14 protein-coding genes are annotated in these 14,684 nt (G+C 25.2%); 13 read left to right on the plus strand and 1 reads right to left on the minus strand.

Annotated elements, in window-relative coordinates:
- The first annotated feature begins 68 nt into the window (after positions 1–68).
- The 12 genes from O212_RS0103745 to dhaM all read left to right on the plus strand — a co-directional run bounded on the left by O212_RS0103745 (position 69) and on the right by dhaM (position 11,649).
- On the plus strand, positions 69–1,814 hold the full coding sequence (locus tag O212_RS0103745; RefSeq protein WP_051372988.1) for an EAL domain-containing protein: 1,746 nt from the start codon (positions 69–71) through the stop codon (positions 1,812–1,814).
- Between the two features lie 480 nt (positions 1,815–2,294).
- The gene (gene asrA / locus O212_RS0103750) at positions 2,295–3,326 is read left to right on the plus strand and encodes an anaerobic sulfite reductase subunit AsrA (RefSeq protein WP_024613821.1); all 1,032 of its coding nucleotides are present in this window, start codon (positions 2,295–2,297) and stop codon (positions 3,324–3,326) included.
- Positions 3,326–4,120, plus strand: a complete 795-nt coding sequence (asrB, locus tag O212_RS0103755; protein ID WP_024613822.1) for an anaerobic sulfite reductase subunit AsrB — start codon at positions 3,326–3,328, stop codon at positions 4,118–4,120. The genes asrA and asrB overlap by 1 nt, the downstream gene beginning before the upstream one ends.
- A gap of 12 nt (positions 4,121–4,132) precedes the next feature.
- Positions 4,133–5,185 (plus strand): sulfite reductase subunit C, encoded by a 1,053-nt coding sequence (asrC, locus tag O212_RS0103760; RefSeq protein WP_024613823.1) that lies wholly within the window; start codon positions 4,133–4,135, stop codon positions 5,183–5,185.
- A gap of 258 nt (positions 5,186–5,443) precedes the next feature.
- Complete coding sequence (tlp, locus tag O212_RS0103765) at positions 5,444–5,671, plus strand: small acid-soluble spore protein Tlp (protein ID WP_024613824.1); 228 nt, start codon at positions 5,444–5,446, stop codon at positions 5,669–5,671.
- Between the two features lie 198 nt (positions 5,672–5,869).
- Positions 5,870–7,042 (plus strand): SAM-dependent methyltransferase, encoded by a 1,173-nt coding sequence (locus O212_RS0103770; RefSeq protein WP_024613825.1) that lies wholly within the window; start codon positions 5,870–5,872, stop codon positions 7,040–7,042.
- Positions 7,043–7,137: 95 nt separating this feature from the next.
- Positions 7,138–7,710 (plus strand): hypothetical protein, encoded by a 573-nt coding sequence (locus O212_RS0103775; RefSeq protein WP_024613826.1) that lies wholly within the window; start codon positions 7,138–7,140, stop codon positions 7,708–7,710.
- A 162-nt stretch (positions 7,711–7,872) separates the two neighbouring features.
- Positions 7,873–8,037: a hypothetical protein gene (locus tag O212_RS16645; RefSeq protein ID WP_160166402.1), complete on the plus strand. Its 165-nt coding sequence runs from the start codon at positions 7,873–7,875 to the stop codon at positions 8,035–8,037.
- A gap of 141 nt (positions 8,038–8,178) precedes the next feature.
- Positions 8,179–9,459: an L-serine ammonia-lyase, iron-sulfur-dependent, subunit alpha gene (locus O212_RS0103785; protein ID WP_024613827.1), complete on the plus strand. Its 1,281-nt coding sequence runs from the start codon at positions 8,179–8,181 to the stop codon at positions 9,457–9,459.
- Positions 9,460–9,546: 87 nt separating this feature from the next.
- Complete coding sequence (dhaK, locus tag O212_RS0103790) at positions 9,547–10,545, plus strand: dihydroxyacetone kinase subunit DhaK (protein WP_024613828.1); 999 nt, start codon at positions 9,547–9,549, stop codon at positions 10,543–10,545.
- A gap of 56 nt (positions 10,546–10,601) precedes the next feature.
- Positions 10,602–11,228, plus strand: a complete 627-nt coding sequence (gene dhaL, locus O212_RS0103795; RefSeq protein ID WP_024613829.1) for a dihydroxyacetone kinase subunit DhaL — start codon at positions 10,602–10,604, stop codon at positions 11,226–11,228.
- 28 nt (positions 11,229–11,256) lie between these two features.
- Complete coding sequence (gene dhaM / locus O212_RS0103800) at positions 11,257–11,649, plus strand: dihydroxyacetone kinase phosphoryl donor subunit DhaM (protein WP_024613830.1); 393 nt, start codon at positions 11,257–11,259, stop codon at positions 11,647–11,649.
- A gap of 33 nt (positions 11,650–11,682) precedes the next feature.
- On the opposite strand, the gene O212_RS0103805 is transcribed toward dhaM, so the two are convergent.
- Positions 11,683–13,140 (minus strand): cation:proton antiporter, encoded by a 1,458-nt coding sequence (locus tag O212_RS0103805; RefSeq protein WP_024613831.1) that lies wholly within the window; start codon positions 13,138–13,140, stop codon positions 11,683–11,685.
- A gap of 342 nt (positions 13,141–13,482) precedes the next feature.
- Here O212_RS0103805 and O212_RS0103810 point away from each other — a divergent pair, with 342 nt between their 5' ends.
- Positions 13,483–14,403, plus strand: a complete 921-nt coding sequence (locus O212_RS0103810; RefSeq protein WP_024613832.1) for an aldo/keto reductase — start codon at positions 13,483–13,485, stop codon at positions 14,401–14,403.
- Positions 14,404–14,684: the final 281 nt, after the last annotated feature.

Below are 14,684 nucleotides of genomic sequence, written 5' to 3' on the forward strand. Positions count from 1 at the left end.
CATATTTTATTATAAAATCAAAATAATTATATTAATTAATTGCTAAGAGGGAGATGTAAGTTGAGTATATGAATGAAAGTAGTCTAAAGGATATTATTAATTCCAAAGAAGCTAGAAGGTATTTAAATAAAATTGGCAATGTTGAAATATTAGAAGAATTAGATGAAGCAAAAAGAAATAAAAATAATTTAGACATTGTAATACAAAACATACCATTTGCTATTTCCTTAAAAGATATAAATGGATCAATTATTGAAGTAAATGATAATTTCTTAAAATATTATAATGCTAAAAAAGAAGATATTATTGGACAAAATTGGAGAAAAATATTAAAAAAAGATTACGTTGATAAAATAATTCAAGAGGATAAAAAAGTTATTAGTAGACTTTCTAATATTACATTTAGAAGAAGAAGAATTATAAATGGGGAGTTAAGACTAATAGAAGTTTATAAAATGCCAGTTTTAGATAATAAAAATAATCCAATTGGAATAGTTGGAATATATTCAGATATAACTAATTTCAAAAGATATAGTGATAAAATAAAACAATTAGTATTTACAGATTCATTAACAGGGCTTGATAATAGAAGAAGTTTATATAAATATCTGGAAAGAATAAAGAAAGAACAGAGAAAAGTTTCATTAATTGCCATAGATGTAGATGATTTTAAAAAGGTAAATGATATGTTTGGACATTATTGGGGAGATAAAGTATTAGCATTAATGGCAAATATCTTTAAAGAAGTTTGTAACGATGCTTTTATATCAAGAATTAGTGGAGATGAATTTATAATTATATATAAAGACATAACTGATGAAAGATTATTAATAGAGAAGGTTACAAAAATAATAAATACGTTAAGGTTAAAGTTTAAAGATAAAGAAAAAATTAGTATAATATCAGCAAGCTTTGGAATCCTTATAGATGATACTAAAAATAAGAAAATTGAGGACTTGTTAGTAAAGGCGGATTTAGCATTATATAAAGCTAAAATAAGAGGAAAAAATCAATATGCTTTTTATACAGATGAAATAGAAAAAGAAAGATTATTTAAACTAAAAATAGAAAGAGGACTTAGAAAAGCTATTGAAAATAATGAGGTGGAATTATACTATCAACCTCAATATACATGTGATAAAGAACTAATTGGATTTGAAGCATTATTTAGATGGAATAATGAGAAATTTAAAGATGTTCCTGTTTCAAAAATAATAGATTACATAGAAGAAAGTAATATGGTTCATATATTTGGAGAATGTATATTAAGAAAAGCATTATTATTTTCAAAAAAAATAAATGCTAATAGGAAAAAAAGAATAGTTGTATCTGTTAATATTTCAGCAATTCAAATAATGTATGAAAAATTTACAGATACAATTAAAAATCTATTAAAAGAAATAGATATAGAACCTACATTGATAGGTTTAGAACTTACTGAAACAACATTACTTGAAAATGTAAATTCCAATATAAAGAAAATAAAAGAATTAAAAGAATTTGGAGTTAAAATATATTTAGATGATTTTGGAAAAGGATATTCATCACTAAATTATTTAGTTAAACTTCCAATATCTACTGTAAAGATAGATAGAGAATTTATAAAAAAAATGAACGATGGTAAAGAATATGAAAAATTAGTAAAGTTGATGATAGATATATGTCATTCATTAGATCTTCCAGTTGTTGCGGAAGGTGTTGAAACAGAGAAGGAACTTGATATATTAAGAAATATGAATGTTGAGTTTATACAAGGTTATTTATTTTCAAAACCATTATGTGAAGAAGAGGCTAGAAAGTTAATTAATTTATAAAATTTAAATAAGGCAACTATATTTTTATAAAAAAGAACTAAAAAATAAACTATAATTTATATAAATATAGTTTATTTTAAAAAAAGTTAAACAAAATTTAAAAAGAAAATAATATATAATACTTAAAAATCTAAAAATTATTTTTAAGTAACAAAAAATTAATATTAAAGATATTTCATTAATATACGTGGAGTATCTTTTTTCATTTATTATAAATAATAAAATTTACTATATTTTAACAAAACAAAACATAAAAGTTAACAAATAAAATAAATTATACATTGAATCATATAAATTTTTCTGTAAACTTTAACTGAAAACACGATTAATAGGCAAATAGTTATTATATATATATTAAAAATATATTTTTACTTATTGATAAAAAATGGTATTATTGATGTGAAAAGAATGTTAAAAAATAAACAAATAACTTTACAGCAGAGACAACCTTTATCAATAAATTAATATGGAGGTATTAAAATGGGATATAAGATTAAACTTAATGAAATTGACAATTTACTTAATGAGTTAAAAAAAGAGTACAAAATTTATGCACCAAAAAGATTTTCAAAGCAAGGTAGATATTCAGATACTGATGTGATTAAGTATGATGAAATTAAATCTTTTGATGAAATTGTTTATAAAGAAAAGTCTACGTATCCAGCAAAGGAAGTAGTTACACCAATCAATCAAACACTTTATTATTTTACTGAAGATGAATTCCGTGAAAGTAGCATGCCACATAATAAAAAGATTTTAATATTTGCGAGACCTTGTGATATAAATGCTCAAGAAAGACAAGATAAAATATATTTAGAAAATGGTGGCTTCGAAGATGTGTTTTATAAAAGAATGAGAGATAAAGTTAAATTTGTTTGTATGGAATGTGTTGAAGGATGGGATACATGTTTTTGTACAACAATGAATACAAATAAAACTGATAATTACAGTTTAGGTGTAAGATTTTTAGATGATGCTGTTTTATTTGAGTTAAAAGACGAAGACTTAAAAGATTATTTTAAAGGAAAGCAAGAAGAAGATTTTCATATAGATTTTATAAAAGAAAATAAAGCAAAAGTTAATTTACCTGAAATAAAAGATAAAGAAGTATTAGAAAAACTTAAAAAGCATCCAATGTGGGAAGAATATAATAAAAGATGTATAGGATGTGGAAGCTGTACTATAGCTTGTAGTACATGTACATGCTTTACAACAAAAGATATTATATATAGCGATAATGGTAAAGTTGGAGAAAGAAGAAGAGTACAAGCTTCATGTCAAGTAGATGGATTTGATGAAATGGCTGGTGGACATTCATTTAGACATACAATGGGAGATAGAATGAGATACAAAGTACTTCATAAAATTCATGATTATAAAGAAAAGTTCGGTGAAAATATGTGTGTTGGATGTGGTAGATGTACTGATAGATGTCCAGAAAATATATCTATTACAGCAACTATAAATAAAGTTTCAAAAGCAATAGATGAAATTTGTGGAGGGGAAAAGTAATGAGTGAAAATGTTTTAACACCTATACCATGTGAAATCATTAGTGTAACTAAAGAAAGTAATTCAGAATATACTTTTAGAGTTTCAACAGATATAGTTCCAGAGCATGGACAATTTTTACAATTATCAATACCTAAAATAGGAGAAGCACCAATATCAGTTAGTGGATTTGGTGATGGATATTTAGATTTCACAATTCGTGCTGTTGGAAAAGTTACTGATGAAATATTTAGCTTAGAAGCTGGAGATAAGATTTTTTTAAGAGGACCATATGGAAAAGGATGGCCAGTTGAAAAATTTAAAGATAAAAACTTAATAATAGTAGCAGGTGGTACAGGAGTTGCACCTGTAAGAAGTATGATTGATAAGTTTTATAAAGAAGATGGATATGTAAAAAGTTTAAATTTAATATTTGGTTTTAAAGATGAAAATGGAATATTATTTAAACCTGAATTAGATAAATGGAGAGAAAGATTTAACACTATTTATACATTAGATAAAGGTGAAAAAGAAGGTTGGGAAACTGGACTAGTTACAACTCATTTAGATAAACTTCCATTAAAAGAGTTTGGAGATAATTATGAAGTTGTTATAGTAGGACCTCCAATAATGATGCATTTTACTGCTTTAGATTTCTTAAAGCTTGGAGTTCCAGAAGAAAAAATATGGGTTTCATTTGAAAGAAAGATGTCATGTGCAGTAGGTAAATGTGGACATTGTAGAATAGATGAAACTTATGTATGTCTTGAAGGACCTGTATTTAACTATACTAAGGCAAAAACTTTATTAGACTAGGAGGCTATTATTATGAATCATGATATAGATATAAAAAAAGTAAGAATTAACTGTTTTCGTCAATCTAAAGTTCCAGGAGAGTTTATGCTTCAAATGCGTGTTCCTGGAGGAATAACAGAAGCAAAATATCTTAAAAATATTCAAGAAATAGCAGAAAATTTTGGAAATGGAACTTTCCATTTTGGTATGAGACAAACATTTAACATACCGGGAATTAAATATGAAAATATTGAAGCTGTAAATAAATATATTAAAGAATATATTAAAGAAGTTGAAGTTGATAGATGTAACTGTGATATGGATGTTGATGATAATGGATATCCAACTATAGGAGCTAGAAATATTATGGCTTGTATAGGTAACTCACATTGTATAAAAGCAAATGTTGATACTAAAAAAATGGCAAATGAAATTGAAAAATTAGTTTTCCCATCACATTATCATATAAAAGTTTCAGTTGCAGGTTGCCCAAATGATTGTGCTAAAGGACATTTCCAAGATTTTGGAGTTATAGGACAGGCTGTAATGGAATATCATCCAGAAAGATGTATAGGCTGTGGAGCTTGCGTTAAAGCATGTGAACATCATTCAACAAGAGTTTTGAGCTTAAACGAAAGAGGAACAATAGATAAAGATGATTGTTGCTGTGTTGGATGTGGAGAATGTGTGCTTGCTTGTCCAGCTAGCGCATGGACAAGAAAACCAGAAAAGTTTTATAGAGTAGTTATTGGTGGAAGAACAGGAAAACAAACTCCAAGAATGGGTAAAACTTTCTTAAACTTTGCAACAGAAGAAGTTGTTCTTGGAATGTTTGCTAATTGGCAAAAATTCTCTGCTTGGGCATTAGATTATAAACCAGAATATTTACATGGTGGACATTTAATAGATAGAGCAGGATACCATAAATTTAAAGAAATAATATTAGATGGTGTAGAATTAAATCCAGAATGCTTAGTAGCAGATAATATATTCTGGGCAGAAACAGAATATAGATCAAACTTTAATGTTAAACCAATGTCAATGCATAAAAGCATAGAATCAACAAGACCAATAAGAGAAGAGTAATTTTTAAAAATTAAAATAAAAAATAACTCAATTAACCAATTAAAGACAAGTAAAAAAGGATTGATTTGTAATTTATTACAAACAATCCTTTTTTACTTTTATGTAACATTTTATTGTATATAAATATTTATTTTTAACCAATATAGTAATAAATATAATAGCATAACATACTTTCTTTAAGATAAACTATATAATGAAAAGATTAGTAATCTTTTTAATTACTATATTCATTATTTTGATTAAAGGAGGCTATATAATATGAAGCATAATCCAGATAATAGAAAAGATAATGTAGAAAAAATTCAATGTAATATTAGTAACACAATAAAAAATATTCATTTAGCTAATGAAATGATAGAAGTTACAGATGATGATAATATGAAGCAAACTTTAAAAGAGAAGAACTGTAGAAGAGAAGAAGCTTTAAAGGGTATGAGAGAAGAAATAAAAGAAGAATCTATAGCTAGAGAAAATAATTATAAATAAATAAAAAAAGAGGGTGAAAAGTTTCACTCTCTTTTTTATAATTATAATTGATTTAAATGAAAGTAGAATATTTTAAACTTCTTTTATATACTATATATTTTTCTTTTATAGTATTGTATTATTTTAATAGAATACTATAAAGAAAAATATATATAAATTATTTTAAATATATAAAATAAAAAGTAAGGTGTGAACGTAATGGAAGAATTAAAGAAAGCTATAGAAGAAATTACAAATGAAAAAGCTTTTAAAATAGTTATAAGTAATAAAATGAATAAAGATATAGAATATAAAAAAGTAAATATTGAATTAAAAGAAAAAAATAAAAAAGAATATTATCAAATAGAAAAATATACTGATAAACAAGTTTTTCATGAAAATATTGAAATAGATAGTCTTAAAAGTAAACTTTTAGAAATTATAGAAGGAAATTATAAGCAAGTAGATGCTTTTAGTAAAGAAGTTAATATAAATATTAAAATTTCTAAAAAGGGAAAAGTATTTGTAGGAAAGAAAAAGGTTGATAATAAGAAGTTATGTGAATCATGTAATAAGTCACATAATAAAGAAAAGAATTATATTCTTAAAGAGGGAATGATAATAGAGCCTTTAATTGATTTAGGTATATTTACTAAAGAAGGAAAAGTAGTTAAGTCAAAGTATGATAAATACAAACAAATAAATAGATTTATAGAAATAATTGATGATGAAATAAAGAAAAATGAATATAAAGATCTTACAATATTAGATTTTGGATGTGGTAAATCATATTTAACATTTGTGCTTTATTATTATTTTGTAGAAATTAAAAATATAAATGTAAAAATGATAGGTTTAGATCTTAAAAAAGATGTTATTAAAAAATGTAATGAAATAGCTAAAAAATATAATTATAATAATTTGCATTTTCAGCTTGGTGATATAAACGGATTTAAATATAACAATAAAGTTGATATGGTAATTACTTTACATGCTTGTGATACGGCAACAGATTATGCTCTTTATAATGCTATAAAGTGGAATACTAAGATGATATTTTCAGTTCCTTGTTGTCAACATGAATTTAATAGTCAAATGGAAACTGATAATCTTAAAATTTTAACAAAGTATGGAATAATTAAAGAGAGAGTTGCTGCACTTATTACAGATGCTGTAAGAGGAAACCTTCTAGAAACTTTAGGATATAAAACTCAACTTTTAGAATTTATTGATATTGCACATTCTCCTAAAAATATATTAATTAGAGCATCAAAGGCTAATATATCAAAAGATAAAAAGGATAAATCATTAAATGAAGTTGAAAGGTTAATGAAAGAGTTTAATTTAGAACCAACTTTATATAATTTATTAAAAGATGATAAGTTAATATAGTTAAATTTATTTAAAATAAAAAATAAATAGTAGACTAAGTGAGGTTAATATTATATAATAATTATTATTAATTAATAAAGAAATGAGGTCAATCTATGGATAATAAAATAAGTTTAGTATATGAGAATGGACAGTACACATTATATATAGATGAAAAAGTAATTAGCGTAAATAAATATATAGACAATGCAATAGATAATTTTACACAAACAATAAATAATAATGCAATATTAAAATCAATTCCTTGGGAAACTATAGAAAAAGATTTAGAAGGAATAAAAGATGATAGATTAGAAATAAACAAAGAATTTAAAACACTTACATTTGAAGATATGAAATATTTTTATAGTACTGATAAAGTTTTCAATATGCATAAAGGTGCAATGAAACAATTAGTTGGAGGGTATAATTTATTTTCATTTGTTGTTAAGATGGTAGATGCAGGATACATAAAAAATTATTTAGAAATACTTAATTTCTGCGAAGAAGTATTAAGTTATAAAGTTACTTATAGAACAACAGAATCAAGTATTTCTGTTTTAAGTCCTGCCTTTAACTATGGTTCTGCAGAATATAACTTTGTAAGTGGAAAAGTTAATAAAGGTGCAACAATAGAAAATATGACATTTAATGAATATAAGAAATATGTAATTGATAAAATTAAATAATATTTAAAGGCTTTACTAATAAAAGTAGAGCCTTTTTTATTTATGAAACTGTAAGTAAAAAGATTATATATGAAAAATGTAAATAATATCTTAAAACATACTATTTAAGAAAAATAACCAATAGTGAAGTAGTATTATTAAAATGAAAGGCAGGTTTTTTATATGAAAAAATGTTTATATTGTAAAAAAGAAATTAAAGGAAATGAATATGAAAATAAAATAGGAAGTTTTTGCTCTGAAGATCATTATGACAAATATTATAAATCATTATCTAAAGAAGAAATAATTAAAATTATGAATTCTATGTGTGTATGTAGTGATGATTAAAAATATTTTATTAGAAAGTTCTATTTTAAGGAGAGAACTTTCTAATAAAATATTCATGTAATTGATTACAAAATTAAGTTTATTAATGATATAATAAAAATGGAAAAAGTTAATTTCTAATTTAAACTGGAGGGTATTATTATGAGAGACATATATATAAAAACACTAAAAAGAGAAGTTATACCATCAGAAGGTTGTACAGAACCAATAGCTATAGCTTATGCAACTTCTATAGCAGCTGAAAATTTAGATGAAGAAATAAAACAAATAAATATAAAATTAAGTGCTAATGTAATAAAAAATGCATTGGGAGTTGGTATACCTGGAACTGGACAAGTTGGTATTGAAATAGCAGCAGCACTTGGTGCAGTAATAAAAAAATCATATAAGAAGTTAACTATTTTATCAAATTTTAAAAAGGAAGAACTTGAAGAAGCAAATAAAATAGTAAAAGAAAATATTATAAATATAACACAAAAAGATACTGACAAAAGTCTTTATATAGAAGTAGAAGTTATAGGGGCAAAGTCAAAATGTACAGTAATTATTGAAGATTTGCATACAAATGTAACATTAATAAAAAAAGATGAAGAAGTGTTATTAGATAACAAAGTAAATAATTTAAGTAATGAAGAAGATGATGATTATAATTTATTTAAAATACAATCAATTTATAACTTTGCAAAAAACTGTGAATTTGAAGATATAAAATTCATTTTAGAAAGTGCTAAAATGAATGGAAAAGTTTCAGAAGAAGGTTTAAAAGGTGGTTATGGATTAGAAGTTGGAAATAAAATTATTGCAAAAGGAAATTTTAATTTATTTTCAAATGATGCATCAAATAAAATAATTGCAGCATCAGCTGCGGCATCAGATGCGAGGATGGATGGTTGTACAATGCCAATAATGACAACAGCAGGTAGTGGAAATCAAGGTATAGCCTGTTCTATGCCAGTTGCAGAAACTGCATATATGTTAGAAAAATCAGATGAAGATTTAGCAAGAGCTTTAGTTTTAAGTAATTTAGTAACTATACGTATTAAGAAACATATGGGAAGATTGTCTCCACTTTGTGGAGCTGGAATTGCAGGTGCAACAGGAGCATCATGTGGAATAACATATTTACTTGGTGGAGATTTGAAAAATATAGAGTATTGTATAAATAATATGTTATCAGATGTTTCAGGAATGATATGTGATGGAGCAAAACAAACATGTGCCCTTAAAATAGCTACTGGTACAAATGCAGCTATTCAATGTGCAAATCTTGCTATGAATGGAATTACAGCAACATCAAATGATGGAATTGTATCACAAGATGTAGAAAAAACTATTGAAAGTATAGAAAAATTAATAAAAAATGGGCTTAAAAATGTTGATAACACAATATTAGATATAATGCTTAATAAAAAGAATAGTTAATAAATAAAAGCTTTAATAATATTTTATAATACAAATATTAAATTTTACACTATATAAATTATTATGGTATAAGAGGGGAGAATGTATATGAAAAAGTTAATAAACAACCCAAACAATGTTTTAGAGGATATGTTACAGGGAATTGTTTTTGCACATGAAGATTATTTAAAAAAATTAGATGGATTTGATGTATTAGTTAGAAAAAATTCTAAAGATAAAGGGAAAGTGGCTTTAGTAAGTGGTGGAGGAAGTGGTCATGAACCAGCTCATGGCGGATATGTAGGATATGGAATGCTTGACGCTGCAGTTTGTGGATCTGTATTTACATCACCAACTCCAGATCAAGTATATGAGGCTATAAAAACTGTAGATAATGGATCTGGAACATTACTTATAATTAAAAACTATACTGGTGATGTTATGAATTTTGATATGGCAAAAGAAATGGCCGAAATGGATGGAATAAAGGTTGATTATGTTATTGTAAATGATGATGTTGCTGTTGAAGATAGTCTTTACACAGCAGGAAGAAGAGGAATTGCAGGAACAATTTTTGTTCATAAAATTGCTGGTGCAAAAGCAGAAAATGGTGGAACTCTTGAAGAAGTTAAAAATATTGCAGATAAAGTAATAAAAAATGTAAGAAGTATGGGGATGGCATTAACATCTTGTATAGTTCCAGCAGCTGGAAAAGCAAATTTTAGTTTAGAAGAAGATGAAATTGAAATAGGAATGGGGATTCATGGTGAACCAGGAACACATAGGGAAAAAATTTCATCAGCAGATAATATAGCTGAGCAATTAGTTAATAAAATATTAGGAGATATGCCAATAGAAAATGGTTCTGAAGTTGCAGTTATGGTAAATGGACTTTCAGGAACACCACTTATGGAATTATATATAATTAATAAAAAAGTTAGAGAAATGCTTAATGAAAAAGGTATAAAGGTTTATAAAACATTTGTAGGAGAATATATGACTTCTTTAGAAATGGCTGGATGTTCAGTATCAATATTGAAACTTGATGATGAATTAAAAGGACTTTTAGATTCAAAAGCAGATACACCAGCGTTTAAAGTGTTTTAATAAAATACTTTAAAGAGACTTAAGATAAATTTATAATTAGAAGATTTTATGGAGGAATAAAAATGAATGGAAAAAGGGTTATAGAAGTAATTGGAAAAATAAATGAAAAAATAGATTCAAAAAAAGAATATCTTACAGAACTTGATGCAGCTATAGGAGATGGAGATCACGGATTAAACATGAGTAAAGGTTTTAATGCCGTTTTAGATAAATTAAAAGATGATGATGGAAGTAATATAGGTAATATATTTAAAAAGACTGGTATGGCACTGGTATCTAGTGTAGGAGGAGCATCAGGACCACTATATGGAACTGCATTTATGAAAGGTTCTATGATGGTTAATAATAAAGATAATATTGATATATATGATTTTATTAATGTACTTAAGGTTGCTCTTGATGGAATTAAGCAAAGAGGTAAGTCAACAGAAGGTGAAAAAACAATGATAGATGCACTACAACCTGCAATAAATGCCATGGAAGAAGAATTAAAAAATTCTAATAATCCAAAAATAATTTTAGAAAAAGGAAAAGATGCAGCAAAAAAAGGTGTTGATTTTACAAAAGAAATAAAAGCTACAAAAGGAAGAGCAAGCTATTTAGGAAATAGAAGTATTGGGCATCAAGATGCAGGTGCAACATCAATGTATTATATTTTAGAAACTATATATGAAGAAATATAATATTATTTTTTGAGAGGAAGATATATAAATGGTAGGATTAGTTATAATATCACATAGTGAAAAAATTGCAAAAGGAGTAGTTGAAATGGCTGCTCAAATGGCACCTAATATTCCTATTATAGATGCAGGTGGTACTTCTGATGGAAGAATAGGAACTGACATGGAAAAAATATCAGAGGGTATTAAAAAAGTATATTCAGATGATGGAGTTTTAATTCTTTTTGATTTAGGAAGTGCTTATATGAATACAGAAATGGCAATAGATTTTTTAGATGATAATTTAGATAAAGATAAAATTCAAATTGTAGATTGTGCTCTTGTTGAAGGTGCTATAACAGCAGCTGTACAAAGTAGCTTAGGAGAAAATATTGAAAAAGTAAAAGAAGCTTTAAAAGATTTAAGTCTTAATAAGGTTTTATAATTAAAAGACAAGGAGTGATTTACTCCTTGTCTTTTAATTTTGTGGTAAATGAAGATCACAAACAGTAAGCATATTTAAAGTATTTTCAACAGCATCTTTAATTCCAGCTATTATAATAATGTCATCTTTTTTTAGAATAGTATTTGCAGTTGGCATAATTTCTTCATTGTTTCTAACTATAGAAAATATTCTACAACCTATAGGTAATTTACATTCTTTTAATGATTTACCTATAAAATACTCACTACTTAAAACAAGTTCACGTATTATTATTTTATCTGATTTTTCAGAAGACTTAGATGTATTATCATCTAAAACTAAAAGTTTTTCAAATAATATAGGGAATATAATACATGAAATAACAGTAGTAACTATAAATGCAGAATAATCTGCTTCATTAATATAACCTAGTTGCATAGCCATTTGAGATCCTACAATAGTTAAACTAAGTTGTGCTGTAAGTATCATTGATGATGCTAAAGCATTTCTTAACCCGTATTTTTTCTTAAGTAATAAAGATGGTATTAGTTTTACTAAAAATAATATAACTAAAAATACAGGTATTTTAGCTATAGAACTTGGATTTTCAACTATTGAACGTAAATCTATATTTACTCCAACCATTATAAAAAAGATTGGAATTAAAAATCCGTAACCAATAACATCTAATTGGTGAGAAATTTCTTCTTTAGCTTTTCCAGCTAATAGGGAAAATATTATTCCAGCCAAAAATGACCCAAGAATTATTTCACTACCAGCTTTTTGAGATATTGCAACGAGCACTAAAACAAGAACGAATGCACCTCTGACACTTAAGTGTAAGTTTTTAAATGCTACTAAAGAAATATCTCTTTTTTTAAACATAAATTTAGTTAATAAATATATAAGTATAGCAGCTAAAAATATTATTAAAAATGCAAAGCTTTTTAAAGATAATCCATACATAGATACAGATGAAATAAATGAAATTCCAATTAAACATACGAATTCAGCTATTATACCAAATATTAATAATGATTGACCAAAATCACTACTTATAATTTGCTTGCCTTTTAAAATAGGTACTAAAAGGCCAGGAGCTGCTGCTGTAAATAAGAATGTAAAAAACAATCCTCCATTATCTATTCCAACAAATCTTAATGTAAAGCATAAAATAAATGATATAACAATTGAAATTAAAAACATTTTTATACTTACAAATATTTTTGAATCTTTTAAAGACTCACCTTCAATTAATTTCAAATCATCAAAATTTATTTCAAGTCCACTTAAAAACATTAAATAAGCAAGACCTAAATCAGATAAAAATATAATCCAGACATCAGAATGTATTATATTTAAAAAACTTTTACCAAGTATTATACCTATAAATATTTCCCCAACTTGATAAGGAACTTTTAATTTCTTTAATTTAGCTACTAAAAATGGCGTGAAGAATGCTACGATAGCTAGAATCATTAAAGAATCATAATTAATTAAATGTTCTTCCATTTTCATGTCCTCTTTTCTTTAGTTTTATAATATTACTTTGTTTAATTTTAATAATAAAAATAGAAATTATCAAGAATAAGTAATTTAATAATAACTTATATAAATATTATCTGTAAAATTTTAAAAGGTAACCTAGAAGAATATTCTAGATTACCTCAAAACTAAAACAAAAATAAAAGAATGTAAAAATGAAAACAACTCTCAAACAATGAGAATTTAAACAACAGGTTTATTTTACCACTAATAGAATTAAAAGTGAATATAAAATGGAAAATATTTAATAGAATATATTTCTATTAAATGATAGAATTATGTTAAGGGTTTTTTATAGGAGGGGTTAAAATGAAGTATATAAATATTGGAAAGAGTAATATAAAAGGATCAGAAATAGCTTTAGGATGCATGAGAATATCAGAGTTATCAAAAGATGATGCTGAAATTTTAATTAAGACTTCATTAGATGAAGGGATTAATTTTTTTGATCATGCAGATATATATTCTAAAGGTGAATCAGAGAAAATTTTTGCAGATGCAATAAATATGAATGATGATTTAAGAGAAAAAATTATATTACAAACTAAATGTGGAATAATACCAGGAGAAATGTATGATTTTTCAAAAGAACATATATTAAAATCTGTTGATGGTAGCTTAAAAAGGTTAAAAACTGATTATATAGATACATTTTTATTACATCGTCCTGATATTTTAGTTGATCCAGAAGAAGTATGTGAAGCTTTCAATATACTATATGAAAGTGGAAAGGTGAAAAAATTTGGAGTAAGTAATCATACTCCATTTCAAATAGAACTTCTAAATAAATATTTAGATAATAAAATAATAATAAACCAATTACAATTTGGAATAATGCATACTGGAATGTTAGATTCAGGTATTAATATGAATATGAAAAATGATGCATCAATAAATAGAGATGGTGGAGTTTTAGATTATTGTAGACTTAATGAAATAACTATACAAGCGTGGTCTCCATATCAGTATGGTTTTTTCGAAGGAGTATTTTTAAATAATGATAAATTTCTAGATCTTAACGAAAAAATAAATGAAATTGCAAAAAAATATAATGTAACTAATACTGCTATAGCAACAGCATGGATATTAAGGCATCCAGCAAAAATACAAACTATAGTTGGGACAACAAATAAAAATAGATTAAAGAATATATGTAAAGCATCTAGTATAAAACTTACAAGAAAAGAATGGTATGAGATTTATTTAGCAGCAGGAAATAAATTACCATAGTTTAAAATTTATCAAAATGATAAAAAAGTATATTTTTTTATAAAAGTGGCTTATAAAATGAATTTTTGAAGATTATCAAATTGAGAAAGGGATTATCAATTTGATAATCTTTCTTTTTTTTATAAGTAAATCATAATAATTTTATAAAAAATAAGTAAAATTTTAAATGAAAATGTATACAATAACCTTTTTTACAATAAAAAAGTTGGCACGAATATTGCTGATATAAATAAGTGAGAAAAAAAGATAAAGATTTTTACGAAATAAGGGGGAGAAATTAT

Origin of the sequence: Clostridium sp. Ade.TY (assembly GCF_000498355.1) — a bacterium.
Taxonomy (GTDB): Bacteria; Bacillota; Clostridia; order Clostridiales; family Clostridiaceae; genus Clostridium.

Bases quoted from the DNA above. Each gene is read 5' to 3' on its own strand.
- O212_RS0103775 (WP_024613826.1), top strand. From the start codon at position 7,138: ATGGATAATAAAATAAGTTTAGTATATGAGAATGGACAGTACACATTA.
- asrB (WP_024613822.1), top strand. From the start codon at position 3,326: ATGAGTGAAAATGTTTTAACACCTATACCATGTGAAATCATTAGTGTA.
- dhaM (WP_024613830.1), top strand. From the start codon at position 11,257: ATGGTAGGATTAGTTATAATATCACATAGTGAAAAAATTGCAAAAGGA.
- O212_RS16645 (WP_160166402.1), top strand. From the start codon at position 7,873: ATGAAAAAATGTTTATATTGTAAAAAAGAAATTAAAGGAAATGAATAT.
- O212_RS0103745 (WP_051372988.1), top strand. From the start codon at position 69: ATGAATGAAAGTAGTCTAAAGGATATTATTAATTCCAAAGAAGCTAGA.
- dhaK (WP_024613828.1), top strand. From the start codon at position 9,547: ATGAAAAAGTTAATAAACAACCCAAACAATGTTTTAGAGGATATGTTA.
- tlp (WP_024613824.1), top strand. From the start codon at position 5,444: ATGAAGCATAATCCAGATAATAGAAAAGATAATGTAGAAAAAATTCAA.
- O212_RS0103785 (WP_024613827.1), top strand. From the start codon at position 8,179: ATGAGAGACATATATATAAAAACACTAAAAAGAGAAGTTATACCATCA.
- O212_RS0103805 (WP_024613831.1), bottom strand. From the start codon at position 13,140: ATGGAAGAACATTTAATTAATTATGATTCTTTAATGATTCTAGCTATC.
- asrA (WP_024613821.1), top strand. From the start codon at position 2,295: ATGGGATATAAGATTAAACTTAATGAAATTGACAATTTACTTAATGAG.
- O212_RS0103810 (WP_024613832.1), top strand. From the start codon at position 13,483: ATGAAGTATATAAATATTGGAAAGAGTAATATAAAAGGATCAGAAATA.
- O212_RS0103770 (WP_024613825.1), top strand. From the start codon at position 5,870: ATGGAAGAATTAAAGAAAGCTATAGAAGAAATTACAAATGAAAAAGCT.
- asrC (WP_024613823.1), top strand. From the start codon at position 4,133: ATGAATCATGATATAGATATAAAAAAAGTAAGAATTAACTGTTTTCGT.